Raw genomic sequence first — 23,658 nt, 5'->3', positions numbered from 1 at the left:
TCTCCCCGGCCACTGCGACCAACCTGGAACCGTCCTGAAAGTTGCCTGAAAAGTCATTCGCCGGCACCGCCGTCGTCCTGTGGCACCTGCGGCAGCCGGACCCGGAAGGTGGCGCCGCCGCCCGGGGTCTCCACCACCTCGACCGCGCCGTGGTGGGCGGCGACCAACGCCGCCACGATGGCCAGGCCCAGGCCGGTGCCGGTGTTGCCGTCGGCCCGCCGGGTCCGCGCCGCGTCGGCCCGGTAGAACCGCTCGAAGACCCGTTCCGCCTGCTCCGGGGAGAGCCCGGGGCCGGTGTCGGCCACCTCCACGACGGCGAGGTTCCCCGGCTCGGCGCGCAGCCGCAGGCTGACCTTGGCGTCCGCTGGGGTGTGGGTCAGCGCGTTGGTGACCAAGTTGCCGATCACCTGACGCAGCCGCGCGTCGTCGGCGAAGACGACCAGGGGGCCCGAGCCGGGCTCGATCTCCAGCTCGATCCGCCGGTCCGGGGCCATCGCGCGGGCGGCCTGCACCGCGTCGGACGCCAGCACCGGCAGCTCCACCGGGGCGAGCGAGAGCGGCCGTTCCCGGTCCAGCCGTGCGAGCAGCAGCAGGTCCTCCACCAGCAGCCCCATCCGGGCCGCCTCGTCCTCGATCCGGCGCAGCAGGCCGGCGGTCTGCTCGGGTGCCCGGGCCGCGCCCTGCCGGTACAGCTCGGCGAAGCCCCGGATGGTGGTCAGCGGGGTCCGCAACTCGTGTGAGGCGTCCGCGACGAACTGCCGCATCCGCTCCTCGGACCGCCGGGCCCGCGCCTCGGACGCCTGCGCGGCGACCGCCGCGTCCCGGGCGGCGCTCTCGGCCGAGCGCGCGGCGGTCTCCGAAGCGGCCCGGGCGGTGAACGCCGCCTCGATCTGGGTGAGCATCGCGTTCAGCGCCCGGGAGAGCCGGCCCAGCTCGGAGGTGGGATGCTCCTGTCCCTGCTCCGGGTCGGGCACCCGGCGGGTCAGGTCACCGCCGGCGATGGCGGCGGCGGTCCGTTCGATCTCCACCAGCGGCTTGAGGCTGGTCCGCACGATCGCCGCGCCCACCGAGGCCAGCATGATCAGCACCGACCCGCCGACCAGCAGGTCGATCCAGGCCAACCGCTTGACGGCGAGGTCGACGTCGGTCAGGTGCTCGCCGATCGCCGCCCTCTGGCCGTTGGGCAGCTCGGTGTAGAGCATCCGCCAGCGCACCGAGCTGTCCCGGGCGCGGACGGTGCGCGGGCTGTCCTTCTGTGCCGCCTCCTGCGCTTCGAACCCGGCCGCGTCGCTCGGCCACGGCGGTAGATCCGCCAGCGTGAAGCGGGACGTGTCGTACGCGTAGTCCTGCACCTTGCCAGTGGTCGGGCTGGTCACCACGACAACGTAGTCGCTGGGCAGGTAGACCTCCTTCGACGACGGCAACTGGATCCGGTCCGCCGAGTTGCGCAGTTCGAGGTCGATCTGGTCGACCAGGTAGTTGTGCAGGAAGTACGCGGTCGAGACGCTGATCACCACCAGGGCGCCGGCGACCAACGCCAGCACCGAGGCGACCAGTTTGATCCGCAGTGGTACGGCCCGCAGCCGCCCCTTCGCCTGCTGGACCCCGTTCACGCCGCCGGCTTGCGCAGCACGTACCCGACGCCGCGCAGGGTGTGGATGAGCCGGGGCTGGGTGGTGTCGACCTTGCGCCGCAGGTAGGAGATGTAGGACTCGACGATGTTGTCGTCGCCGCGGAAGTCGTAGTTCCAGACGTGGTCGAGGATCTGCGCCTTGGACAGCACCCGGTTGGCGTTGAGCATCAGGTAGCGCAGCAGTTTGAACTCGGTCGGCGACAGCTGCACCCGCTGCCCGGCCCGGTGCACCTCGTGGGTCTCCTCGTCCAGCTCCAGATCGGCGAAGGTGAGCCGGGACGGGGCCTGCTCGCCGGTGGTGGTGCGGCGCAGCACGGCGCGGATCCGGGCGGTCAGCTCCTCCAGGCTGAACGGCTTGGTGACGTAGTCGTCGCCGCCCAGGGTCAGCCCGCGGATCTTGTCGTCGGTGGCGTCCCGGGCGGTCAGGAAGACCACCGGGGTACGCGTACCGCCCTCGCGGAGCATCCGGATGACCTCGAAGCCGTCGAGGTCCGGCAGCATCACGTCGAGCACGACCAGGTCGGGTCGGTGGTCCTTGGCGGCGTTCAGGGCCGCGCTGCCGCTGGTCGCGGTGGCCACGTCGAAGCCCGCGAAGCGCAGGCTCGCGGAGAGCAGTTCGAGGATGTTCGGGTCGTCCTCGACGACGAGCAGTCGCGCCTCGGTCTGGGTAGCGGGCATGTGCCCATCATCGGTGACCTCACTGCACCGGCGCTGGATGCTTCCTGCAAAAATCCTGTGAGTCGTCGGCCGCTCCCGACCTGGCCGGCACCGCCGGTCAGCGCAGCAGCCGACGCAGCCCGTCCAGCGCGCCGTCGAGCAGCCGGATCGCGGTACGCAGCTGGGTGTCGCTGAACTGCCGGGCCCGCGCCAGCCGGCCGACCTCGACGGTGAACGCGGCCAGCCGCTGGTCGAGCTCGTCGAGCAGTCCCGCGCGGGGGCCGTTCGCCGCCGCCGGACCGGGCGGCGGGGCCGGAGGCTCCCAACGGGTACGGCGGGTCTGCCGGGCTGCCGCGCTCAGCTCCCGCTTGAGGTCGCGCACCGAGCCGCTCACCTCGCTGCGGATCTCGCCGGCCAGGGTGGAGAGGTCCGCCACCGAGGCGGCGATGTCCGCCTCCAGGGTGCTCAGCTCGCCGGCCCGTTGGCGCAGCTCGTCGCGGCCGGCGTCGGTGATGCCGTACGTCTTGCGGCCTCCGGCGGCGGTGTGCGTGACCAGCCCTTCGGCCTCCAGCCGTTGCAGGCGGGGGTAGATGGTGCCGGCGCTGGGCGCGTAGAGCCCGAGGAACCGGTCCTCCAGCAGGCGGATCAGCTCGTAGCCGTGCTTCGGACCGTCGTCGAGGAGTTTGAGCAGGTAGAGCCGGAGCCGGCCGTGGCTGAACACGGCGGTCACGGCAACTCCTCCTGGTCGTCGTCCACCGGCCGGGCAAGTAGGGCGATGCTCCCCGAGGTCGCGGACGCCCAGAGCTTACCCTCGCCGGCGCCGAGCACCCCCACACTGTTGGCCAGCGGGAACGTCGATGTGCGGACCTGGGGGAACCCGCTGGTGATCCGGCCCGAGGTGGTGTGCAGGCGTACGTCGAGGTCGCTGTCCTCCCGGATCCGGACGGTGATGCTGCCCGAGATGGTGGTGAGTCGGATCTCGCTGCGGCGGGGGTTGTCCAGGTCGCAGGTGATGGCTCCCGAAACGGTCTGCGCCCGCACCCGGTCAGCGGCGCTGTCGGCGAGGATCACCTCACCGGAGACCGTCTCCAGACTGAGGTCGCCGCCCACGCCGAGCGCCTCCACCGGCCCGGAGGTGATCTTCGCGAAGGTGCTGCCCCGCAACCCCATCAGGGTGATCTGCCCGGCGGTCACGTCGACCGTGGTTTCCCGGCGCAGCCCGGAGGCGACCAGCGAGCCTGCGACCAGCCCCAGGTCGGCGACGACGTCGGCGGGCACCGCCACGGAGACGTCCACTCGCGGGTACCGCGTGATCGACCGGATCCACCGCAGGGCGTCCGCCCAGCCCCGGCCGCGCTCCTGGCGGATGGTGAGCCGACCGTCGGAGTGGGTGACCAGGACGGGTCGGCGGCCGACCCGGGTGACGTCGACCCGGGCCGGGCCGTCGGTGGCGACCACGTTGAGCCGCCCGCTCACCAGGCGGACGTCCAGCCGGCTGACCGGGCCGTCCACGGTGAGCCGCTGTGGGCTGTCGACCGTCCATCCGGTCATGGCGTCCTCCTCCCCCTCGACGACGCGCCGATGCGCGTCCGCCGAGAGAAACAGTAACGCGATACATCGCGACAGCACAAGACTGTCGCGATGTTGCCGGGCCGTCCGGCCCGGGCATGCGCCGACCGGGCGGCCGCTCCCCTCAGGCCGCCAGGTCCAGCTCCCGGCCGGCGGCTGGCGACAGCACGGGAGCCGCCGGGCTCGTGGTTCTCCGGGCCCGCGCCCCGGCACCCGGCGGGGGCCGCAGGTGTACGGCCGACTCGGCGGCCCGGGCCAGCAACCGCCGATCCGCGTCGCGGGCCGGATGCAGCGCGGCACCGACCGTCACCGTCACCACCAGTTCCCGCGCCGCGACCACCCGGGCCACCGAGCGCAGCAGGGTGTCCGCGCCGAGGAAGGCGCCGGCCGTGGTGGCCGTCCCGGTGGCCTCGCACCGGTGCACGAGCCGCAGCGGCACCACCGGGCTGCCGGTGTCGATGGCCGCCTGGAACGTCGCGGGCCGGAACCCGCCGCCGGGACGGCAGTCGACCGCGCGGTCCCCGGCGCACCAGGTCGTACCCTCCGGAAAGACCGCTACCGAGCGGCCGGCGCGTAGCGCGTCGCCGACCCGGCGCACGGTGGCCGGCAGCGCCCGCGGCCGGGACCGGTCCACGAAGACCGTGCCCGCCGCCGCCGCGAGCAGGCCCACCACCGGCCAGGAGCGGATCTCCCGCTTCGCCACCATCCGGGTCGGCGCGACCGCCAGCACCGCGAGGATGTCCAGCCACGAGACGTGGTTGGCGACCAGCAGCGCACGCCGCCGGGGCGGTCGGCCCCGGATCACCAGTCGGACGCCGAAGGCGCGCGCGGTGCCCCGGGCCCAGCCACGGACCGCCGCCTGCCGCTCCGGTGCCGGCAGCAGGGGCAGCAGCACCACCAGGCCCACCCCGGCCAGCAGCATGCCGGCCGCCGCGACCAACCGGAGCACCCGGCGGGCCACCGGCACCGTGGGCACCTCGCCGGCCGCCGGCAGGCACCCCTCGTCACAGCCGGACGAGGGCCGCCAGAGGTCGTGCGGCGCGGCGGTCACCGCTCCTCCCCGCCCAGGAAGTGCCGCAGGTAGCGCGGGTTCATCCGGTCCAGCGAGAACAACACGTAGAAGTCCGCGACCCCGAAGTCGGGGTCGTACGACGGCTCGCCGCAGATCCACGCGCCGAGCCGCAGGTAGCCACGCAGCAGCGGCGGCACCGCCGCGCGGCCGACCGGATCGGCGGCGGCCACCGGGCCAGCGCCGGCGGCCGGCTCGGCGAACCAGGGCCGCAGCGGGCGGACCCGCAGCGGAGGCGGCGCCAGGTGCCGGGCCTGGGCCTGCGCCCACACCTCGGCCACCGCCCGACCGCCGTCGGCCACCGGCACCGAGGCGCAGCCGCCGAGCCAGCGTGAGCCGCGCAGGTGCAGGTACCGGGTGATGCCGGCCCACATCAGGTTGATCACCGCGCCCGAGCGGTGGTCCGGGTGCACGCAGGACCGCCCAGCCTCGACCAGGTCGTCGCGCAGCGGGTCGAGCGCGGCGAGGTCGAACTCGCCCTCGGCGTACCGACGGTTGGTGCGACCGGGCGGCAGCAGCCGGTACGTACCGACCACCTCGCCGGTGCTCTCCTGGCGGACGATCAGGTGGTCGCAGTGGGCGTCGAAGGGGTCCACGTCCATCCCGGCCTCACCCGGGCGGAGGGTGGCGCCGAGCTCGGTGGCGAACACCTCGTGACGCAGGCGTTGCGCGGCCGCGACCTGGGTTGGGTCGTCGGCGATCAGCAGGGTGTATCCGCTGGTCGTCAGGGGTGCGCCAGCGGCATGCAGAACAGCCATGGGATCTGTGTAGGTGCCCCGGGTTGCCATCCAAGGTGACCACCGGTGTCGCTCGGGTGAACGCCGGCCGGCGGATGCGCCCGACGGCGGCCGTGCGAGGCTGCCGGACGGACCCGGCGACGGCGCCGGCACGCCCCGACACCGGAGGTCGACGATGCGCATCGAGTCCCGCTACAACGGGCCGTCCGGCTCCGGCAACGGCGGCTGGAGCGCCGGAGTCTTCGCCGCCGAGGCCGGCGGCCCCGGCCCCGTCGAGGTGACGCTGCGCCGGCCACCACCGTTGGAGACGGCGCTGAGGATGGTCGACGGCGAGGTCCGTGACCCGGCCGGCGAGCTGGTGGCCGAGGTACGCCCGGACGGGGCGGTGGACGCCGTCGTACCGCCGGTCGACCGGGACACCGCGATCGACGCCGCGAGCCGCTACCCCGGGCTGGTCGAGCACCCGTTCCCCGACTGCTACGTCTGCGGTCCGCACCGGGCCGACGGGCTGCGGATCTTCCCTGGCCGCCTGCCGGACGGTCGGACCGCCGCGCCGTTCCGGGCGCCCGAGAGGGTCAGCGACGCCACGGTCTGGGCGGCGCTGGACTGTCCGGGTGGGTGGACGGTGCTCGCGCCGGGCCGTCCGTACCTGCTGGGCCGGATCGCCGCCGTGGTCACCGCGCTGCCGGAGCCGGGCGACGAGTGCGTGGTGACCGGTGCGCTGATCCGCGCCGATGGGCGCAAGGCCCTCGTGCACACCAGCCTGTACGGACCGGACGGCGCGCTGCTCGGCCTGGCCCGTGCCACCTGGATCTCCCGCTGAACCGCTCCGTCGTCCGCAGGGAGGACCCGCCTCCACCCCGAGGCGGACCACGCCGTACGGACCGCGCCTGATTGACCTTGTTGCCCGGGGCCGTCACGCTGTGCCACGGCGTACCTCGACGCCACACACGGGAGGAGAACGATGACTGACGGGCAGCGAAGCCCCACCAGCGACGGTCAGATCGTGGTGTCCGGTCTGTCGAAGCAGTACAAGAACGTCCGGGCGGTGAACAACCTGTCCTTCACCGTCGCGCCGGGACGGGTGACCGGCTTCCTCGGCCCGAACGGCGCCGGCAAGACCACCACGCTGCGCATGTTGCTGAACCTGGTCACGCCGACCGCCGGTACGGCCACCATCAGCGGCCACCGGTACGCCGACCTCTCCGACCCGCTGCGGCACGTCGGCGCGATCCTGGAGGCGTCCAGCGCGCACAAGGGCCGCACCGGCATCAACCACCTGCGGGTGATCTGCGCGGCGGCCGGGCTGCCCAGGCAGCGGGCCGACGAGGCGCTGGCCCTGGTCGGGTTGACCCCGGCGGCGAAGCGCAAGTTCAAGGGCTACTCGCTCGGCATGAAGCAGCGGCTCGGCATCGCCGCCGCCATGCTCGGTGACCCCCGGGTGCTGATCCTGGACGAGCCGGCGAACGGGCTCGACCCGGAGGGCATCCGGTGGATGCGCGGGTTCCTCAAGAACCTCGCCCACGAGGGTCGCACCGTGCTGGTCTCCAGCCACCTGCTGTCGGAGATGCAGTTGCTCGCCGACGACGTGGTGATCATCGCGGCCGGGCAGCTGGTCCGCCAGGGCCCGGTCGACCAGGTCCTCGGGTCGATGGCGCAGGGCGCTCGGGTCCGCGTCCGCACCCCGCACACCGAGGCGCTGATCACCGCGCTGAAGGCGCAGTCGGCCACCGTCGACACCGACGAGCAGGGTGTCCTGCTGGTCGGCGGGGTGGACGCCCCGACGATCGGCCGCGCCGCCCTGGCCGCCGGGGTCGAGCTGCACGAACTGACCACCGAACGGCCCGACCTGGAACGGGTCTTCCTGGAGCTGACGGCCGGAAAGGCGGGCATCCGATGAACCTGATCCGAGCCGAACTGCTCAAGATCCGTACCACCAACACCTGGTGGATCTTCGCGCTCATCAGCCTGCCGCTCTGGGCGCTCACCCTGCTCATCAACTGGTTGCAGGCCGATGCCCTGACGAGCGGGAACCTCGGCGACGTGCCACCCGACCAGGTCGACACCCTGGCGGCCGCGGCCAGCCCGGACGCCCTCTCGTCGAACCTGTTCACCACCGGGCAGTTCTTCGGTCTGCTGATCGTGATGCTGCTCGGCATCATCGTGGTGACCAGTGAGTTCTTCCACCAGACGGTGACCACCACGTTCCTCACCACGCCGCACCGCACCGCCGTGATGAGCGCCAAGCTCGCCGCGGCGGGTGTGCTGGCGCTGCTGTTCTGGCTGGTCACCACGGCGCTCAACCTGCTCGCCGGTGCGGCGGTGCTGAACGCCGTGGGGGTGGGCTCGCAACTGGGCAACGACGCGGCCTGGCGCGCGATCGGGTTGAACCTGCTCGCGTACCTGCTCTGGGCGGTGTTCGGCGTCGGCATCGGGGTGCTGATCCGCAGCCAGATCGGCGCGACCGTGACCGGCATCCTGCTCTACCTGGGTGGCTCGATCGGCGCGATCGTGGTGATCAGCATCCTGGCCGCCCGCTGGGGCGATTGGATCAACAACCTGCAACTGCTGGTGCCGTCGCTCGCCTCGTCGCTGATGGTCACCGGGGCGGACATCCCCGGCAACCCGCCGCGCTGGGCCGGCGCCCTCGTGCTGATCGGGTACGCGGTGATCACCGGCCTGGTCGGCACCCTGCTGATGCGCCGGCGCGACATCTCCTGACCCGGATCGTCCCGGGGTGGCGGCGGCTCGGTCGCCACCCCGGGGCGTCCCGGACCCCCGACCCCGCCGGCCCCGGCTCCGTCGACTCACCCGCCCGGGCAGCCCCGGCCACCGCTGATCGGGACGCAGTGGCCGACCGGCGGGTCCGGCTCCTGGTCGGCCGGGGTGTGGCCGACCAGGGTGCTGGTGGCCATGCTGCCGGCGAGCGCGACCGCCACGTAGAGCAGCGCCATCCCACCGAACGCCCAGCCGAAGTGCCGCCGCCAGCCCTGCTCCCCCGCCCACCCGGCGAGCAGCAGGCCGGCCAGCGGCAGCGCCGCGTTCAGCAGGAGCCCGGCGGTCAGCAGGGCGTCGGTCGTCGCGCCGAACGCCCGCGCCACGTCCTGGGTCGGCGTGTACGGCGTGGACGTCCGCCGGATCAGGGCCACCACGAGCAGGAACGGCACCCCGTAGAGCCAGGCGAAGAAGAGCCCGCCGAGCCCGAGCCGCTTCACGACCGGCCCAGGTACGCGGCGGCCACGACGGCGCAGACCGCGAGGCTGACCGCCACGGACAGAGTGCCGGCCAGCACCGGCGAGGTGATCCGGCGGACCAACAGCGCGTTGATCACCGCCGTGACGATCAGCAACCCGACGAGCACCGGCCCGCCCCAGACCAGCCCGGCCAGCGCCAGTGACTCCATCGGGGAGAGGCAACTGAACATCGCCGAACAGTCCCGCCGCGGGGCGCTCGGCACGCTGTTCACACCCACCACCACCGCCGCGATCGCGGTGGCGTACCAACCGAACGCGACCGCCATGCTCGGGCCGTACCGCTTCCGTTCCCCCGTGTCATCCATGCGGCCGATCCTGCCGAGGAGCGCCCGTGCGGACATCCGTACCGGTACTCAGGCGCCGGCGCCGGCCGACCTATCAGCCCTCGGGCCGACCCGCAGCACTTGCTGAACTTCTGGCATCTTCTGTGAATCGGACCACGCGGCCGAGGCGGAAATGCCTGCGGGATCCGTACGGCGTAGCCTGGGAGCCGTCCTGTCCGTGCTCCGAACCGGGCGCGACGGACACCGCGTGACACATAAACCCGCGTGAAAGAGGCGATTACCGGCCGTGTCGACCCAGCAGACTTCGCAGGATAACCCACTGGCGGGTTTCGGCCCGAACGAGTGGATCGTCGAGGACATGTACCAGCGCTACCTCGCCGACCCAACGAGCGTCGATTCGGCCTGGCACGACTTCTTCGCCGACTACCGACCCGCGCCGGGTGCCGCCACCCCGCGCGGCGGTGAGTCGACGGGCACGCCGGCCGCGGCGCCGGAGCCGGACGGCCAGCCCGAGGCGGCCGCCTCGGTCAGCCAGCCCAGCGCCGCGGCGAAGCCGGCGGCCGCCAGCAAGCCGGCCGCCGCGCAGCCGGCACCGGCCAAGGCCGCACCCGCTCCGGCGAAGGCCGCCGCCCCGGCGAAGGCCGCCCCGGCCAAGCCGGCCGAGAAGGCCGCCGCGCCGAGCGCCGACGGCCCCCAGACCACGCCGCTGCGCGGGGTCGCCGCGAAGATCGTCCAGAACATGGACGCCTCGCTGAGCGTGCCCACCGCGACCAGCGTGCGCGCCGTCCCGGCCAAGCTGCTGGTGGACAACCGCATCGTGATCAACAACCACCTCGCCCGCGGGCGCGGTGGCAAGGTCAGCTTCACCCACCTGGTCGGCTACGCGATGGTCCGGACGCTGGTCCAGCACCCGGAGATGAACAACTCCTTCGCCGAGGCCAACGGCAAGCCGGCGGTGGTCCGCCCGGCACACGTCAACCTCGGCATCGCCATCGACCTGGCCAAGCCGGACGGCACCCGCAACCTGGTGGTCCCCTCCATCAAGGGCTGCGAGCAGATGGACTTCCGGCAGTTCTGGCAGGCGTACGAGGACGTGGTCCGGCGGGCGCGGCGCAATGAGCTGACCATGGAGGACTACTCCGGCACCACGATCTCGCTGACCAACCCCGGCGGTATCGGCACCGTGCACTCGATGCCGCGGCTGATGCAGGGGCAGAGCGCGATCATCGGCGTCGGCGCGATGGAGTACCCGGCCCCCTACCAGGGCATGTCCGAGGCCACCCTGGCCGAGCTGGCGGTCAGCAAGATCATCACGCTGACCAGCACGTACGACCACCGGATCATCCAGGGCGCGCAGTCCGGCGAGTTCCTCAAGGTGATGCACGAGCTGATCCTGGGCGAGCACGGTTTCTACGACGAGATCTTCACCTCGCTGCGGATCCCGTACGAGCCGGTCCGCTGGGTACGCGACGTCGCGGTCAACTCCGAGGGCCAGATCAACAAGACCGCGCGGGTGCACGAGCTGATCCACGCCTACCGGGTGCGCGGGCACCTGATGGCCGACACCGACCCGCTCGAGTTCAAGATCCGCAAGCACCCGGATCTCGACGTACTCCAACACGGGCTGACCCTGTGGGACCTCGACCGCGAGTTCCCGGTGAACGGTTTCGCCGGTCGGCAGCGGATGAAGCTGCGCGAGATCCTCGGCGTGCTGCGCGACTCGTACTGCCGCCGGGTCGGCATCGAGTACATGCACATCCAGGACCCGGAGGAGCGGCGCTGGATCCAGGAGCGGATCGAGCGCAAGTACGAGAAGCCCTCCCCGGACGAGCAGAAGCACGTGCTCAACCGGCTCAACGCCGCCGAGGCGTTCGAGACCTTCCTGCAGACCAAGTACGTCGGCCAGAAGCGCTTCTCGCTGGAGGGCGGCGAGTCGCTGATCCCGCTGCTCGGCGAGGTGCTGGAGTCCTCCGCCGAGAGCGGGCTGGACGAGGTCGTCATCGGCATGGCCCACCGGGGTCGGCTCAACGTGCTGGCCAACATCGTCGGCAAGCCGTACGAGAAGATCTTCTCCGAGTTCGAGGGACACCTGGACCCGCGCTCGACGCAGGGCTCCGGCGACGTGAAGTACCACCTGGGCCAGAACGGCAAGTTCACCACCCCCGACGGCGAGCACGCGGTCAAGGTGTCGGTGGTGGCCAACCCGTCGCACCTGGAGGCCGTCGACCCGGTGCTGGAGGGCATCGTCCGGGCCAAGCAGGACCGGATCGACCTCAAGCTGGAGGGCTACACCGTGCTGCCGCTGGCGGTGCACGGTGACGCCGCGTTCGCCGGGCAGGGTGTGGTCGCCGAGACCCTCAACCTCTCGCAGCTGCGCGGCTACCGCACCGGCGGCACCGTGCACGTGGTGGTCAACAACCAGGTCGGTTTCACCACCGCCCCGGAGTACAGCCGGTCCAGCCTCTACAGCACCGACGTGGCCCGGATGATCCAGGCGCCGATCTTCCACGTCAACGGCGACGACCCGGAGGCCGTGGTCCGGGTGGCCCGGCTGGCCTTCGAGTACCGGCAGGCGTTCAACAAGGACGTCGTGATCGACATGGTCTGCTACCGCCGGCGCGGGCACAACGAGGGCGACGACCCGTCGATGTCCAACCCGCAGATGTACAAGATCATTGATTCGAAGCGCTCGGTCCGCAAGCTCTACACCGAGGAGCTGATCGGTCGCGGCGACATCACCGTGGAGGACGCGGAGGAGCTGCTGCGCGACTACCAGGCGCAACTGGAGCGGGTCTTCAAGGCCACCCGGGACGCCGCCTCGGCGCCGCGCCAGCTCAACCGGCCGCGCCGTGAGGAGGAGCCGGAGCCGCAGGTCGACACCGCCACCGACGCCGCCGTGGTGAAGGCGATCGGCGAGGCGCACATCAACCTGCCGGAGGGCTTCACCCCGCACAAGCGGATCCAGCAGTTGCTCGACCGGCGGGCGAAGATGTCCGTGGAGGGCAACATCGACTGGGGCTTCGGCGAGATCATCGCGCTCGGGGCGCTGCTGCACGACGGGATCACCGTCCGGCTCGCCGGTCAGGATTCACGCCGCGGCACCTTCGTCCAGCGGCACGCCTCGGTGGTGGACGCCCGCACCGGCGACGACTACCTGCCGCTGAAGTCGCTCACCGGTGACGGCGAGCGCTCCCGGTTCTTCGTGCACGACTCGCTGCTCAGCGAGTACGCCGCGATGGGCTTCGAGTACGGCTACTCGGTGGAGAACATCAACGCGCTGGTCGCCTGGGAGGCCCAGTTCGGCGACTTCGTCAACGGTGCCCAGTCGGTGATCGACGAGTTCATCTCCTCCGGTGAGGTGAAGTGGGGTCAGCGCTCCGCGGTCACCCTGCTGCTGCCGCACGGCCACGAGGGTCAGGGGCCGGACCACACCTCCGGCCGCCCCGAGCGGTTCCTGCAGATGTGCGCCGAGGACAACATGCGGGTCTCCATCCCGACCACCCCGGCGAACTACTTCCACCTGCTGCGCCGTCAGGCTCTGTCGCCGAAGCGCAAGCCGCTGGTGGTCTTCACGCCGAAGTCGCTGCTGCGGCACAAGCTCTGCGTCTCGTCGGTGGAGGACTTCACCACCGGCACCTTCCAGCCGGTGCTGCGCGACACGGCCGCCCCGGCACCGGAGGCGGTGAAGCGGGTGCTGCTCTGCTCCGGCAAGATCTACTACGACCTGTTCCAGGCCCGGCAGCAGCGCGAGGTCACCGACACCGCGATCCTCCGGATCGAGCAGCTGTACCCACTGCCGGTGGAGGAGATCCGGGCCGCCCTGGCGCAGTACCCGAACGCGGAGGACTTCGCCTGGGTGCAGGAGGAGCCGGCCAACCAGGGGGCCTGGTCGTTCGTCGCGCTCAACCTGCTGGAGCACCTCACGGACGTCCGGCTGCGGCGGATCTCCCGCCCGGCCGCAGCCGCCCCGGCAGTCGGCTCCGCCAAGACCCACGAGGTCGAGCAGAACGCCCTGATCGAGGCAGCCCTCCCCCGCCCGTGATCTGACCGCACCGCGCGAGCCGGGGCAGGACCGTTCACAACGGCCCTGCCCCGGCTCCGTCGGTCCACCCGCCCGGCCGAGCCGGGACGAGCAAGAGGACGTACCCATGTACTTCACCGACCGCGGCATTGAGGAGCTGGTCGAGCGCCGGGGCGACGAGCAGGTCACCCTGGAGTGGCTCGGCGAACGCCTGCGCGACTTCGTGGACCTCAACCCCGACTTCGAGACCCCCATCGAGCGCCTGGCCACCTACCTGGCCCGACTGGACGACCCCGACGACGACGACGCCTAGACCCCGGCGGCTGCCGGTGATCGAGCTTGGAGGGGCCGGAGGACCCGGGCGGGAGGTCTTGCGATCTTCTAGGGTTGGGGCGTGGCCCGGAGCGTGTATCTGACGAGTGTGGGATCGGGCGGAGGTAAGTCGACCGTCGCCCTCGGGCTGGCCGAGTTGCTGTCCCGCCAGGTCGGGCGGATCGGCGCGTTCCGGCCGCTGGTCGCCGGCTCCGGCCCGGACCCGATCCTCGCCCTGCTCAGCGAGCGCTACCGGATCGAGCAACCGCTGACCGAACTAAGTGGGATGAGCTACGCCGAGGCCACCGCACTGGTCGCCGACGGCCGGCGGGAGGAGCTGATCTCCGCCGTCGTCGAGCGCTACCGGGCCGTGGAGCGGCAGTGCCCGGCGGTGGTTGTGGTGGGCAGCGACTTCGACGACCCGGGCGACCCGGCCCGTCCCCGGGAACTGGCCTTCAACGCCCGGCTGGCCACCGAGTTCGGCAGTGTGGTGGTGCCGGTGGTGGACGGCTTCGGGCAGGAGCCGGCGGCCATCGCGGCAGCCGTGCGGGGGGCGTACCACGATCTGGCCGACCTGGGCGCGACCGTGCTCGCGGTGATCGCCAACCGGGTGCCCGGGCCGATGACCCTGCCCGAGCTGCCGGTGCCGGCGTACGCCATCCCGGAGGTGCCGAGCGTGTCGGCGCCGACGGTGGCCGAGGTGGCCGCGGCGCTCGACGCCACCCTGCTCGCCGGGGACGACGCCGCGCTCGGGCGGGACGTGCTGGACTTCGTGGTCGGTGCCGCACACGTGCCCACGCTGCTGGACCACCTCACCGAGGGCGCCCTGGTGATCACCCCCGGGGACCGCGCCGACCTGCTCGTCGCCGCCAGCGCCGCGCACGTGGCCGGGCAGGTGTCGGTGGCCGGGCTGGTGCTGACCCTCGGCGAGCAGCCCGACCCGCGGGCGATGCGGTTGGTGGAGGGGCTGAACACCGGCTTGGCGGTACTCTCCGTGCGCAGCGACAGCTACCACACGGTGGCCGCGTCCAGCCGGATCGAGGGCCGACCCAGCGCGGCGAACCCGCGCAAGGTGGAGGCCGCGCTCGGCGCGTTCGAGCGCTGCGTGGACACCGACGACCTGGCCCGCCGGCTGCGCGTCAGCCGGTCGACCCGGGTCACCCCCCTGATGTTCGAGAACGAGCTGATCGACCGGGCCCGGTCACAGCGCCGGCACCTCGTGCTGCCGGAGGCCGCCGACGAGCGGATCCTGCGCGCGGCGGAGATCCTGCTCCGCCGCGGGGTGGTCGAGCTGACCCTGCTCGGCCGGCCGGACGACATCTCCCGGCGTACGCGTGAGCTGGGCGTCGACCTCGGCGACGCGCACGTGGTCGACCCGGTGACCAGCGGGTGGCGGGACGATTTCGCGGTCGAGTACGCCCAGCTCCGCGCCCACCGGGGGGTCACCGCCGAGTTGGCGCACGACATCGTCGCCCAGCCGAACTACTTCGGCACCCTGATGGTGGCCACCGGACGGGCCGACGGCATGGTCTCCGGCGCGACGCACACCACCGCCGCCACCATCCGGCCGGCGTTCGAGATCATCCGTACCGTGCCGGAGGTCTCGGTGGCCTCCAGCGTCTTCTTCATGCTGCTCGCCGACCGGGTGCTGGTCTACGGCGACTGCGCGGTCAACCGCGACCCGGACGCCGCCCAGCTCGCCGACATCGCGATCTCGTCCGCGGACACCGCCGCCCGGTTCGGCATCGAGCCCCGGGTGGCGATGCTGTCGTACTCCACCGGCAGCTCGGGGGCCGGCGCGGACGTGGAGAAGGTCGCAACGGCCACGGCGCTGGTCCGGAAGCGCCGGCCCGACCTGCTGGTCGAGGGGCCGATCCAGTACGACGCGGCGATCGACCCGGCGGTGGCGGCGACCAAGCTGCCGGGCAGCGCGGTCGCCGGCCGGGCCACGGTCTTCATCTTCCCGGACCTGAACACGGGCAACAACACGTACAAGGCGGTGCAGCGCTCCGCCGGGGCGGTCGCCGTCGGCCCGGTGATGCAGGGCCTGCGCCGGCCGGTGAACGACCTGTCCCGGGGCGCGACCGTGCCGGACATCGTCAACACGGTGGCGATCACCGCCATCCAGGCGGCCACCGAGGAGGCCTCGTGAGTCGGGTGCTGGTGCTCAACTGCGGGTCGTCATCGGTCAAGTGGCGCCGCTACGACGGTGACCGGGTGCTCGACCAGGGCACCGTCGAGCGGGTCGGTGAACCCGGTGGCGGCCCGGCGGACCACACCAGCGCCGTCCGGCAGATCCTGGCCGGGCAGGACCTGAGCGGACTGGCGGCGGTCGGGCACCGGGTGGTGCACGGCGGCCGGACGTTCAGCGCGCCGGTCCTGGTCGACGACGCGGTGCTGGCCGCGATCCGGGACCTGGTACCGCTCGCCCCGCTGCACAACCCGGCCAACCTGGCCGGCATCGAGATGGCCCGCGAGACGCTGCCGGACGTTCCGCAGGTCGCCGTCTTCGACACCGCGTTCCACCACACCCTGCCGGAGGCCGCGGCCACCTACGCGATCGACCGGGACACCGCCGAGCGGTACGCCATCCGCCGGTACGGCTTCCACGGCACCTCACACGCGTACGTCTCCCGGCGCACCGCGGAACTGCTGGGGCGCCCGTACGGGCAGCTCAACACGATCACCCTGCACCTCGGCAACGGTGCCAGCGCCTGCGCGGTGGCGGACGGCCGCAGCGTCGCCACCTCGATGGGCATGTCCCCGCTTCAGGGGCTGGTGATGGGCACCCGCAGCGGCGACCTGGACCCGGCCGTGATCTTCCACCTGCGCCGGGAGGCTGGGCTGTCGGTGGACGAGATCGACGACCTGCTCAACCACCACAGCGGCCTGCTCGGGCTGACCGGCGTCAACGACATGCGCGAGGTGCTCCAGCGCAGGGCGGCCGGAGACCAGGCGGCGGAGCTGGCCTTCGACGTGTACTGCCGGCGGATCACCGGCTATGTGGGCGCGTACTACGCGCTGCTCGGTCGGGTCGACGCGATCACCTTCACCGCCGGGGTGGGCGAGCACGCGGCGCCGGTGCGGGCCGCCGCGCTGGCCGGGCTGGACCGGCTCGGCATCGTCGTGGACCCGACCCGCAACGCCGGGAACGGTGACCGGGTGATCTCGCCCGAGGGCACCGAGGTGACCGTCTGCGTCATTCGCACCGACGAGGAACGGGAGATCGCCCGGCAGGCCCGGGCCGTGGTCGAGGCCGGCTGACGCCATTCTGTGGGCTCAGCACGCGGGCATCTCGCCGCCGGTCAAACCCGGCCGGGCCGGCAGGCTCAGCGCAGCGCCAGCCAGGCGACGAGGGCAACCAGCAGCACGACGACCACCGCCGCACCGATGATCAGCGGCAGGCGGGACGGGGACTCCGCCGGCGCGGTGGCCTCCGGCGTCTGGGTGAACGCGCGGAACGCCTCGGTGTTGCCGCTGGGGTCGGTGTAGTTCTCAGGCATGCCGGTGACCCTAGCGAAGCCGGTCGCGGCGCACCGCCCCCGCCCACGGCACCCGGTGCTGTCGACCCGGCCGGCGGAGCTGACCCGACCCGGCCGGCGGGTGCGGCCGGACCGGACGGCGGGGTCGCTACCCACACCCGGGCACCTACCGTGGAACGATGGGGGCGGGGCGGCTGATCGCCGTACTGGTGACAGCGCTGCTGGCCGGTTGCGCGCCGGCCACCGCCGTGGCGGACGGGTCCACCGCCGCCCCGGTCGTGCCGTCGGCGCGCCGGGCGCCCGAGGGGTCGTACGTCGTCGGCGTGCGTACGCTCACCCTCGATCCCCGCTCGGCGCGCCCCCTGCCGGTGACCATCTGGTACCCGGCGTCACCCGACGGGGTGGCCGCCGGGCGGTTCCCGGTGGTCATCTACAGCCACGGCCTGGACAGCCGGCCCGGGCTGCACGCAGGGCTGACCACGCGCTGGGCGGCGGCCGGCTTCGTGGTGGCCGCTCCCGCGTTCCCGCACACCCGGCGCGGTGCCGCCCGGTTCACCCGGGCCGACGTCCGCAACCAGCCGGCCGACTGCTGGCGGCTCATCCGGCACCTGAGCCGTCTCGACACCGACCCGGATGATCCGCTCGCCGGTCACCTGGCCCTGGCATCGATCGCCGCCGCCGGCCACTCGGCCGGCGGCTTCACCACGGCCGGCATGTTCGCCGAGGGGCACCAGGCCCGGCTGCGCGCCGGGATCGTGATCGCCGGGGGCGGACTGCCCGGCAGTTTCGCCGGGCCGGCCGCGCCCCTGCTCTTCGTGCACGGCACGGCCGACCCGGTGGTGCCGGTCGCGGTCGGCCGGGCCGCGTACGGGCGTACCCCCGGCCCGGCCGCCTTTCTCAGCCTGCTCGGCCAGGACCACGGCGCGTACCTCACCCCGGACAGTCCGGGGTTCGCCCCCGTCCTCGCCACCACCACCGACTTTCTCCGCTGGACCCTCTACGACGACAGCGCGGCCGGCGCCCGCCTCCCCGCCGACGCCCGCACCCCCACCCTGACCCGCTACGAGTCCCGCCCGGCCCGCTGACGACCCCGGCCGCCCCGCTGCCGGCCGGGATGCTGGACGCGCCACCGGGCCGGATCGGCGCGTTCACCGTGCCGACGATCTCGGTGGCAGCCCAGATCGAGTTCAAGCAGATGTACCCGATCTGGATGCCGGAGCGCCCGCGCCGACCAAAGGACGCCGACGACCTGGCCCGGCTGCGCGCCGCCGTCCCGCCGGCCGGAGAAGACTGAGCGCTGGGTGAGCGGCTGGCCACGCCACGCCGAACGCGACCGAGCGGGTCAGCCGGGCAGGGCACAATTGAGTTCATGTCCCGTCGCGTCACCCCCGCGCTGCTGGCCAGCGCTCTGCTCACGGCCGGCCTGGTCGGCTGCTCCGCGGATGCCCGGCAGGCCGAGAGCGCGCCGGCACCGGTCGAGCCCTCCTCCGTCGCCTCGGCGACGCCGCGGGTACCCGCCGGGACCGCGCCACAGCGAGCCTTCGCCGTCGGCGTACGCCAGCTCAAGCTGAACCGGGACGGCCGGGCGCTGCCGGTGACGCTCTGGTACCCGGCGGCCGGGGAGGCCGGTGGGGCGGTCAAGCGGTCGGCGGCGGCAGCGGCCGGCCGGTTTCCCGTGGTGATGTTCAGTCACGGCCTGGGCGGGCGGCCGGACGACTACGCCACGCTGCTGACCCGGTGGGCGGCGGCGGGTTTCGTGGTGGCCGCGCCGGCCTTCCCGCACACCTCCCGGGGCGGCGACGGCAACGTCCTCGACGTGCTCAACCAGCCGGCCGACGTGTCCTACACGCTGACCGAGGTGCTGGCGCTCGACGGCAAGGCGGGCGACCCGCTTCGCGGCCGGCTGGACGCCGAGCGGGTGGCCGCGGCCGGGCACTCGGCCGGCGGGGTGACCACCATCGGCCTGTTCACCGCCAGCCGGGACGAACGGCTGGACGCCGGCGTGGTGTTCGCCGGCACGGCGCTCGGCGTGGGTACGGCGTTCGCCGGCGCGGCCGCGCCCCAGCTGTTCGTGCACGGCGAGCTGGACGAGGTGGTCGACTACGCGGCGGGCCGGGCCGCGTACGACAAGGTGCCCTGGCCGAAGGCGATGCTGAGCCTGCCGAAGGGCGACCACGGGCGGGCGCTGCTCAGCGACGGCGCGGCGCTGCGGGTGGTCTCGGACACCTCCGTCGAGTTCCTCCGCTGGACGCTGTACGGCGACCCGGCGGCCAAGAAGCGCATCTCCACCGACGCGAAGCGCGGCGACATCGCCACCTTCGACGACCACCTGTAGGTAGCCGGCCGGGCGAAGGCGCGGATCATGAAAGCAACGCCGCGGACGCGTCAGGCGGTGTGGTCGACGACGACCTTGCCGAAGGCGTCACCGGAGTGCAGCCGGGCGAAGGCGTCCTCGACCCGGCTGAACGGGACGACGCTGTCCACCACCGGGCGCACGTCGCTGTCCGCGCAGAACGCCAGCAGCTCGTACAGCTCGCCGGGCGTGCCCATCGAGGTGCCCAGGATCTCCAGCTGCATGGCGAAGACCCGGCGGAGGTTGACCGCCGGCTCGTGACCGGCGGTGGCGCCGGAGACCACGATCCGGGCCATCGGCGCTGCCGACTTCATCGAGTGGTCGAAGGTGGCCGCGCCGACCGTCTCGATCACCACGTCGACCCGTTCCGGCAGCCGGGCACCCGGTTCCACGGCGGTGGCGCCGAGCGCGGTGATCCGCTCCCGCTTGATGGCGTCGCGGCTGGTCGCGTACACCCGCTTGCCCATCGCGACGGCGAGCGCGACGGCCGCGGTGGCCACGCCGCCGCCCGCACCCTGCACCAGCACGCTGTCGGCGTCCTCGACGCGGCCCTTGGTGGTCAACATCCGCCACGCGGTCAGCCAGGCCGTGGGCAGGCAGGCCGCGTCGGTCGCCGCCATCCCGTCGGGCAGCGGAACCAGGTTCGACCGGGGTACGGCGACCCGCTCGGCGAGGGTGCCGGGAAAGTACTCGGAGAGGATGGACACCCCGCGCGGGTCACCCCGGGTGACCACCACCGGGTAGACGACCACCTGGTTGCCCTCCGGGTCCACGCCGACCGCGTCGCAGCCGAGGATCATCGGCAGCTGGGCCTCGGTGAGCCCCACCCCCCGCAGTGACCAGAGGTCGTGGTGGTTGAGCGAGGTGGCGCGCAGCTGCACGGTCACCCAGTCGTCCGCCGGGTGGGTCGGCTCGGGCCGCTCACCGACAGTGAGCGCGGCGAGCGGGTCGGCGTCGTCGAAGCGGGAGGCGAAGGCAGCACGCATGATCGGCACGGTAACAAGCCGAGCGCCGGTTAAGAAGGGGCCCTTCCACACACCCGGCGTTAGGAAGGGACCCTTCCTACGCACCAGGCGTTAAGAAGGTGCCCTTCCTTACCGGCGGGCGACGCCGTCGCGGCGGGCCGCCTCGGCGACCGCCTCGGCCACCGCCGGGGCGACCCGGGGGTCCAGCGGCGACGGGACGATCGCCTCGGCGGTCAGCGACTCGGCCACCACTCCGGCGATGGCGTCCGCGGCGGCGACCTTCATGCCCTCGGTGATCCGGGTGGCCCGCGCGTCCAGCGCGCCCCGGAACACCCCGGGGAAGGCGAGCACGTTGTTGATCTGGTTGGGGTAGTCGCTGCGCCCGGTGGCGACCACCGCGACGTGCCGGGCGGCCACCTCGGGGTGCACCTCCGGGGTCGGGTTGGCCAGCGCGAACACGATCCCGCCGGGCGCCATGCCGGCGACCGCGGCCTCCGGGATCTGCCCGCCGGAGACGCCGATCAGCACGTCCGCGCCGCGCAGCGCCTCGGTGATGTCACCCTGCCGACCGTCGGCGTTGGTGCTCGCGGCCAGCTCGGCCTTGGTGCCGGTCAGCTCGGTACGGTGCCGGCCGATGATCCCCTTGGAGTCGCAGACCACCACCTGGTCGGGGTTGACGCCCCCGGCAACCAGCATCTTCGTCACAGCCACACCGGCCGCGCCGGCGCCGCTCACCGCGACCCGCAGGTCACCGAGCTTGCGGTTGAGCAGGGTGGCGGCGTTGCGCAGCGCGGCGAGCACCACGATCGCGGTGCCGTGCTGGTCGTCGTGGAAGACCGGGATGTCCAGCGCCTCGTCGAGCCGGCGCTCCACCTCGAAGCAGCGCGGCGCGCTGATGTCCTCCAGGTTGATCCCGCCGAACGAGGGGGCCAGGGCCCGCACCACGGCGACGATCTCGTCCACGTCCTGGGTGTCCAGACAGATTGGCACCGCGTCGACCCCGGCGAACTGCTTGAACAGCACCGCCTTGCCCTCCATCACCGGCAGCGCGGCACGCGGGCCGATGTTGCCGAGCCCGAGCACCGCCGAGCCGTCGGTGACCACCGCGACGGCGTGCGACACCCAGGTGTAGTCGTCGACCAGGTCGGGGTCGGCGGCGATCGCCTCACACACCCGGGCCACCCCCGGGGTGTACGCGAGGGAGAGGTCCTCCCGGCTGGTGAGCGGCACCGTCGAGGTGACGGCCATCTTGCCGCCCCGGTGCAGCTGGAAGACGGGATCAGCGGGGTCCACGGTGGACGAAGGCATGGCGGTGACTCCAGGATCTGTCGAGCAGACGGGGCGGCCGGCCCGGCCGCGAGGTGGGCGGCGAGCGGTGGCACGCGGTGCGGGGGGTCACCCGGGCACTTTCCGAGCATAGTGTCGACACTGCCACTCGGATGTGAGCAGGGTCATAACGGTCGACGCGGGACCCGTCCGGGGCGCGGCCAGTAGCGGGCCACCACCCGCCCCCGCACGTCGGCCACCCCGTACGCGCGGGAGTCGTCGGTGACCAGGTCGTTGTCCCCGCGCAGCCACCAGCCGCCGTCCTGTGCCCGGACCGCCCGTTTCACCACCAGCAGCTCGGGACGGGTACGGAAGACCGCGACCACCACGTCACCGGGGCGGATCGGACGACCGTGCGGGCGGACCAGCACGGCGTCGCCGTGCCGCAGCGTCGGTGCCATGGACGGACCGGTCACCAGGACTGCGGTCAGCGGCCCGCGTAGCCGGGGAGCCCCCGCCGGGTGATCGGCCCGCACTGGTTTCACCTCCATCCGCTTCGGGGAGCATTCCCAGGAGTAATGTCGCCTTTGATCATCGCAAACTTCCCATGGAGGATCCCGATGCGACTTCCACGCATCCTTGCGCCCCGCGTCACCGCGAGCGCTCACTGCGACCTGCCGTGCGGCGTCTACGACCCGGCCCAGGCCCGGATCGAGGCCGAGTCGGTCAAAATGATCTGCGAGAAGTACCAGGCGAACACCGACCCGGAGTTCCGCACCCGGGCGGTCATCATCAAGGAGCAGCGGGCCGAGCTGGTCAAGCACCACCTGTGGGTGCTCTGGACCGACTACTTCAAGGCCCCGCACTTCGAGAAGTACCCGAACCTGCACACCCTGTTCAACGAGGCCACCAAGCTCGCCGGCGCCGGTGGCGTCAAGGGCAGCCTCGACCCGGCCACCGCCGACAAGCTGCTCGCGAAGATCGATGAGATCTCGAAGATCTTCTGGGAGACCAAGAAGGCGTGACCGCACCCGTCACCCCGACGATCCGGCCGGCACGTCCCGAGGATGTGCCGGCCGTCGTCGCCATGGTTCACGAGTTGGCGGAGTACGAACGCGCCCCGGACCAGTGCCACCTCACCACCGAACAGTTGACCGCGGCCCTGTTCACGACTACTCCAGGTCGCGGCGTGGCGTCTGACGCGCCGAGCTGGAGTGGTGGTGCGACCGCGCCGGCGCTCTTCGGCCACGTCGCGGTCGACGAGCACGACCAGCCGATCGGCTTCGCGCTGTGGTTCCTCAACTTCTCCACCTGGGCCGGCGTGCACGGCGTCTACCTGGAGGACCTCTACGTCCGACCGGCCGCCCGGGGCACCGGCGCGGGCCGGCTGCTGCTCGCCACCCTGGCCGACATCTGCGTACGACGCGGCTACCGGCGGCTGGAGTGGTGGATGATCAACTGGAACCCGGCCGCCGGGTTCTACGCCTCCATCGGCGCGGAGCAGATGAGCGAGTGGGTCCCCTACCGGCTCAGCGGCGACGCACTGCGTGACCTCGCCAGCCAGGCCACCGCCGCTGGCACGCGCCCGGGCGACTGACCGGGTAGAGTCCCCGACCGGGGGGATGAGGCGTGACTCAACTGACCGGCCAGCCAGCGACCGACGACGACGTGGTGCACCTCACGGTGCCCGCCGACGGCGGCTACCTCGGCGTGCTCCGCACCGCCACCGCCGGTCTCGCGGCCCGGTTGCAGTTCGCGCTCGACGAGATCGAGGATCTGCGGATCGCGGTCGACGAGGCGTGCGCCATGCTGCTCGCCATCGCCACCCGCGACGCCGAGCTGGAGTGCCGGTTCTCGGTCACCGAGGACGCGCTGACCGTCGAGGTCACCGTGCCGACCGTGCGCGGCGCCACCCTGCCCGCCGAGTCGTCCTTCGCCTGGAAGGTGCTCACCGCGCTGACCACATCGGCGTCCACCACGGCCGCCGACGGCCGGGCGACGATCTCGCTGTTGACCCGCCGCTCCGGCGGCTACTGACCCACCCGTTCACCCCGTC

25 protein-coding genes are annotated in these 23,658 nt (G+C 72.7%); 13 read left to right on the top strand and 12 right to left on the bottom strand.

Features of this window, described 5'->3' with window-relative positions; translation table 11 throughout:
- Positions 1-53: 53 nt before the first annotated feature.
- The 6 genes from ABZU69_RS08770 to ABZU69_RS08745 form a co-directional block, all read right to left on the bottom strand.
- Entirely contained in the window at positions 54-1,613 is a 1,560-nt protein-coding gene (locus tag ABZU69_RS08770) for a HAMP domain-containing sensor histidine kinase (RefSeq protein ID WP_354963785.1), read from the bottom strand.
- Entirely contained in the window at positions 1,610-2,311 is a 702-nt protein-coding gene (locus ABZU69_RS08765) for a response regulator transcription factor (RefSeq protein ID WP_030336721.1), read from the bottom strand. The genes ABZU69_RS08770 and ABZU69_RS08765 overlap by 4 nt, the downstream gene beginning before the upstream one ends.
- A 97-nt stretch (positions 2,312-2,408) precedes the next feature.
- On the bottom strand, positions 2,409-3,020 hold the full coding sequence (locus ABZU69_RS08760) for a PadR family transcriptional regulator (protein ID WP_354963784.1): 612 nt from the start codon (positions 3,018-3,020) through the stop codon (positions 2,409-2,411).
- Positions 3,017-3,841, bottom strand: a complete 825-nt coding sequence (locus ABZU69_RS08755) for a DUF4097 family beta strand repeat-containing protein (RefSeq protein WP_354963783.1) — start codon at positions 3,839-3,841, stop codon at positions 3,017-3,019. Before ABZU69_RS08755 ends, ABZU69_RS08760 begins: the two co-directional genes overlap by 4 nt.
- Positions 3,842-3,983: 142 nt before the next feature.
- Complete coding sequence (locus ABZU69_RS08750; RefSeq protein WP_354963782.1) at positions 3,984-4,910, bottom strand: lysophospholipid acyltransferase family protein; 927 nt, start codon at positions 4,908-4,910, stop codon at positions 3,984-3,986.
- Entirely contained in the window at positions 4,907-5,686 is a 780-nt protein-coding gene (locus ABZU69_RS08745) for a GNAT family N-acyltransferase (protein ID WP_354963781.1), read from the bottom strand. The genes ABZU69_RS08750 and ABZU69_RS08745 overlap by 4 nt, the downstream gene beginning before the upstream one ends.
- 154 nt (positions 5,687-5,840) lie before the next feature.
- Here ABZU69_RS08745 and ABZU69_RS08740 point away from each other — a divergent pair, with 154 nt between their 5' ends.
- The 3 genes from ABZU69_RS08740 (at position 5,841) to ABZU69_RS08730 (ending at position 8,386) form a co-directional block, all read left to right on the top strand.
- A complete protein-coding gene (locus ABZU69_RS08740; RefSeq protein ID WP_354963780.1) occupies positions 5,841-6,488 on the top strand; it encodes a hypothetical protein in 648 nt (215 codons plus the stop codon).
- Between the two features lie 141 nt (positions 6,489-6,629).
- Positions 6,630-7,565 carry an ATP-binding cassette domain-containing protein gene (locus ABZU69_RS08735; protein WP_354963779.1) on the top strand — a complete coding sequence of 312 codons (936 nt, stop codon included), beginning with the start codon at positions 6,630-6,632 and terminating at the stop codon, positions 7,563-7,565.
- Positions 7,562-8,386 carry an ABC transporter permease gene (locus ABZU69_RS08730; protein ID WP_354963778.1) on the top strand — a complete coding sequence of 275 codons (825 nt, stop codon included), beginning with the start codon at positions 7,562-7,564 and terminating at the stop codon, positions 8,384-8,386. The genes ABZU69_RS08735 and ABZU69_RS08730 overlap by 4 nt, the downstream gene beginning before the upstream one ends.
- 86 nt (positions 8,387-8,472) lie before the next feature.
- Here ABZU69_RS08730 and ABZU69_RS08725 read toward each other — a convergent pair whose 3' ends face one another.
- Positions 8,473-8,880: a hypothetical protein gene (locus ABZU69_RS08725; protein WP_354963777.1), complete on the bottom strand. Its 408-nt coding sequence runs from the start codon at positions 8,878-8,880 to the stop codon at positions 8,473-8,475.
- Positions 8,877-9,224 (bottom strand): hypothetical protein, encoded by a 348-nt coding sequence (locus ABZU69_RS08720; RefSeq protein ID WP_354963776.1) that lies wholly within the window; start codon positions 9,222-9,224, stop codon positions 8,877-8,879. The genes ABZU69_RS08725 and ABZU69_RS08720 overlap by 4 nt, the downstream gene beginning before the upstream one ends.
- 265 nt (positions 9,225-9,489) lie before the next feature.
- Between ABZU69_RS08720 and ABZU69_RS08715 the strand changes: the two genes are divergently transcribed.
- From ABZU69_RS08715 to ABZU69_RS08700, 4 genes are all read left to right on the top strand, one after another.
- Positions 9,490-13,245: a multifunctional oxoglutarate decarboxylase/oxoglutarate dehydrogenase thiamine pyrophosphate-binding subunit/dihydrolipoyllysine-residue succinyltransferase subunit gene (locus tag ABZU69_RS08715; protein ID WP_354963775.1), complete on the top strand. Its 3,756-nt coding sequence runs from the start codon at positions 9,490-9,492 to the stop codon at positions 13,243-13,245.
- A gap of 106 nt (positions 13,246-13,351) precedes the next feature.
- Positions 13,352-13,537: a DUF6104 family protein gene (locus tag ABZU69_RS08710; protein WP_088987811.1), complete on the top strand. Its 186-nt coding sequence runs from the start codon at positions 13,352-13,354 to the stop codon at positions 13,535-13,537.
- Positions 13,538-13,618: 81 nt separating this feature from the next.
- On the top strand, positions 13,619-15,688 hold the full coding sequence (gene pta, locus ABZU69_RS08705; RefSeq protein WP_354963774.1) for a phosphate acetyltransferase: 2,070 nt from the start codon (positions 13,619-13,621) through the stop codon (positions 15,686-15,688).
- On the top strand, positions 15,685-16,800 hold the full coding sequence (locus ABZU69_RS08700) for an acetate kinase (protein WP_354963773.1): 1,116 nt from the start codon (positions 15,685-15,687) through the stop codon (positions 16,798-16,800). Before pta ends, ABZU69_RS08700 begins: the two co-directional genes overlap by 4 nt.
- Positions 16,801-16,865: 65 nt before the next feature.
- Here ABZU69_RS08700 and ABZU69_RS08695 read toward each other — a convergent pair whose 3' ends face one another.
- Positions 16,866-17,039, bottom strand: coding sequence for a hypothetical protein (locus ABZU69_RS08695; RefSeq protein WP_354963772.1), 174 nt, complete (start codon positions 17,037-17,039; stop codon positions 16,866-16,868).
- Positions 17,040-17,197: 158 nt separating this feature from the next.
- On the opposite strand from ABZU69_RS08695, the gene ABZU69_RS08690 reads away from it, so the two are divergent.
- The 3 genes from ABZU69_RS08690 to ABZU69_RS08680 all read left to right on the top strand — a co-directional run bounded on the left by ABZU69_RS08690 (position 17,198) and on the right by ABZU69_RS08680 (position 19,353).
- A complete protein-coding gene (locus ABZU69_RS08690) occupies positions 17,198-18,103 on the top strand; it encodes an alpha/beta hydrolase (RefSeq protein WP_354963771.1) in 906 nt (301 codons plus the stop codon).
- A 29-nt stretch (positions 18,104-18,132) separates the two neighbouring features.
- Entirely contained in the window at positions 18,133-18,312 is a 180-nt protein-coding gene (locus ABZU69_RS08685; protein WP_354963770.1) for a hypothetical protein, read from the top strand.
- A 75-nt stretch (positions 18,313-18,387) separates the two neighbouring features.
- Positions 18,388-19,353 carry a chlorophyllase gene (locus tag ABZU69_RS08680; RefSeq protein ID WP_354963769.1) on the top strand — a complete coding sequence of 322 codons (966 nt, stop codon included), beginning with the start codon at positions 18,388-18,390 and terminating at the stop codon, positions 19,351-19,353.
- A gap of 50 nt (positions 19,354-19,403) precedes the next feature.
- On the opposite strand, the gene ABZU69_RS08675 is transcribed toward ABZU69_RS08680, so the two are convergent.
- The 3 genes from ABZU69_RS08675 to ABZU69_RS08665 form a co-directional block, all read right to left on the bottom strand.
- Positions 19,404-20,366 (bottom strand): zinc-binding dehydrogenase, encoded by a 963-nt coding sequence (locus tag ABZU69_RS08675; RefSeq protein ID WP_354963768.1) that lies wholly within the window; start codon positions 20,364-20,366, stop codon positions 19,404-19,406.
- Positions 20,367-20,465: 99 nt separating this feature from the next.
- The gene (locus ABZU69_RS08670; RefSeq protein ID WP_354963767.1) at positions 20,466-21,644 is read right to left on the bottom strand and encodes an NADP-dependent malic enzyme; all 1,179 of its coding nucleotides are present in this window, start codon (positions 21,642-21,644) and stop codon (positions 20,466-20,468) included.
- Between the two features lie 143 nt (positions 21,645-21,787).
- Positions 21,788-22,153 carry a S26 family signal peptidase gene (locus tag ABZU69_RS08665; RefSeq protein WP_354963766.1) on the bottom strand — a complete coding sequence of 122 codons (366 nt, stop codon included), beginning with the start codon at positions 22,151-22,153 and terminating at the stop codon, positions 21,788-21,790.
- A 69-nt stretch (positions 22,154-22,222) separates the two neighbouring features.
- Here ABZU69_RS08665 and sodN point away from each other — a divergent pair, with 69 nt between their 5' ends.
- Genes sodN through ABZU69_RS08650 form a run of 3 tightly spaced genes read left to right on the top strand, consistent with a single transcriptional unit; the run spans position 22,223 to position 23,639 of the window.
- On the top strand, positions 22,223-22,627 hold the full coding sequence (gene sodN / locus ABZU69_RS08660) for a superoxide dismutase, Ni (RefSeq protein ID WP_354963765.1): 405 nt from the start codon (positions 22,223-22,225) through the stop codon (positions 22,625-22,627).
- Positions 22,624-23,199, top strand: coding sequence for a GNAT family N-acetyltransferase (locus ABZU69_RS08655; protein ID WP_354963764.1), 576 nt, complete (start codon positions 22,624-22,626; stop codon positions 23,197-23,199). Before sodN ends, ABZU69_RS08655 begins: the two co-directional genes overlap by 4 nt.
- A gap of 32 nt (positions 23,200-23,231) precedes the next feature.
- Positions 23,232-23,639, top strand: a complete 408-nt coding sequence (locus tag ABZU69_RS08650) for an ATP-binding protein (RefSeq protein WP_354963763.1) — start codon at positions 23,232-23,234, stop codon at positions 23,637-23,639.
- Positions 23,640-23,658 lie beyond the last annotated feature (19 nt).

Source organism: Micromonospora sp. NPDC005206 (assembly GCF_040608175.1).
In the GTDB taxonomy this organism is placed as follows: domain Bacteria; phylum Actinomycetota; class Actinomycetes; order Mycobacteriales; family Micromonosporaceae; genus Micromonospora.
Note: the sequence above shows the minus strand (reverse complement) of the source record. Positions and strands in the feature narration are given on the sequence as shown.

Coding starts and splice junctions, on each gene's coding strand:
- ABZU69_RS08745 (WP_354963781.1), bottom strand. CDS start 5,686: ATGGCTGTTCTGCATGCCGCTGGCGCACCCCTGACGACCAGCGGATAC.
- ABZU69_RS08695 (WP_354963772.1), bottom strand. CDS start 17,039: ATGCCTGAGAACTACACCGACCCCAGCGGCAACACCGAGGCGTTCCGC.
- ABZU69_RS08670 (WP_354963767.1), bottom strand. CDS start 21,644: ATGCCTTCGTCCACCGTGGACCCCGCTGATCCCGTCTTCCAGCTGCAC.
- ABZU69_RS08665 (WP_354963766.1), bottom strand. CDS start 22,153: ATGGAGGTGAAACCAGTGCGGGCCGATCACCCGGCGGGGGCTCCCCGG.
- ABZU69_RS08690 (WP_354963771.1), top strand. CDS start 17,198: ATGGGGGCGGGGCGGCTGATCGCCGTACTGGTGACAGCGCTGCTGGCC.
- ABZU69_RS08730 (WP_354963778.1), top strand. CDS start 7,562: ATGAACCTGATCCGAGCCGAACTGCTCAAGATCCGTACCACCAACACC.
- ABZU69_RS08740 (WP_354963780.1), top strand. CDS start 5,841: ATGCGCATCGAGTCCCGCTACAACGGGCCGTCCGGCTCCGGCAACGGC.
- ABZU69_RS08755 (WP_354963783.1), bottom strand. CDS start 3,841: ATGACCGGATGGACGGTCGACAGCCCACAGCGGCTCACCGTGGACGGC.
- ABZU69_RS08680 (WP_354963769.1), top strand. CDS start 18,388: ATGTCCCGTCGCGTCACCCCCGCGCTGCTGGCCAGCGCTCTGCTCACG.
- ABZU69_RS08685 (WP_354963770.1), top strand. CDS start 18,133: ATGCTGGACGCGCCACCGGGCCGGATCGGCGCGTTCACCGTGCCGACG.
- ABZU69_RS08735 (WP_354963779.1), top strand. CDS start 6,630: ATGACTGACGGGCAGCGAAGCCCCACCAGCGACGGTCAGATCGTGGTG.
- sodN (WP_354963765.1), top strand. CDS start 22,223: ATGCGACTTCCACGCATCCTTGCGCCCCGCGTCACCGCGAGCGCTCAC.
- ABZU69_RS08765 (WP_030336721.1), bottom strand. CDS start 2,311: ATGCCCGCTACCCAGACCGAGGCGCGACTGCTCGTCGTCGAGGACGAC.
- ABZU69_RS08710 (WP_088987811.1), top strand. CDS start 13,352: ATGTACTTCACCGACCGCGGCATTGAGGAGCTGGTCGAGCGCCGGGGC.
- ABZU69_RS08720 (WP_354963776.1), bottom strand. CDS start 9,224: ATGGATGACACGGGGGAACGGAAGCGGTACGGCCCGAGCATGGCGGTC.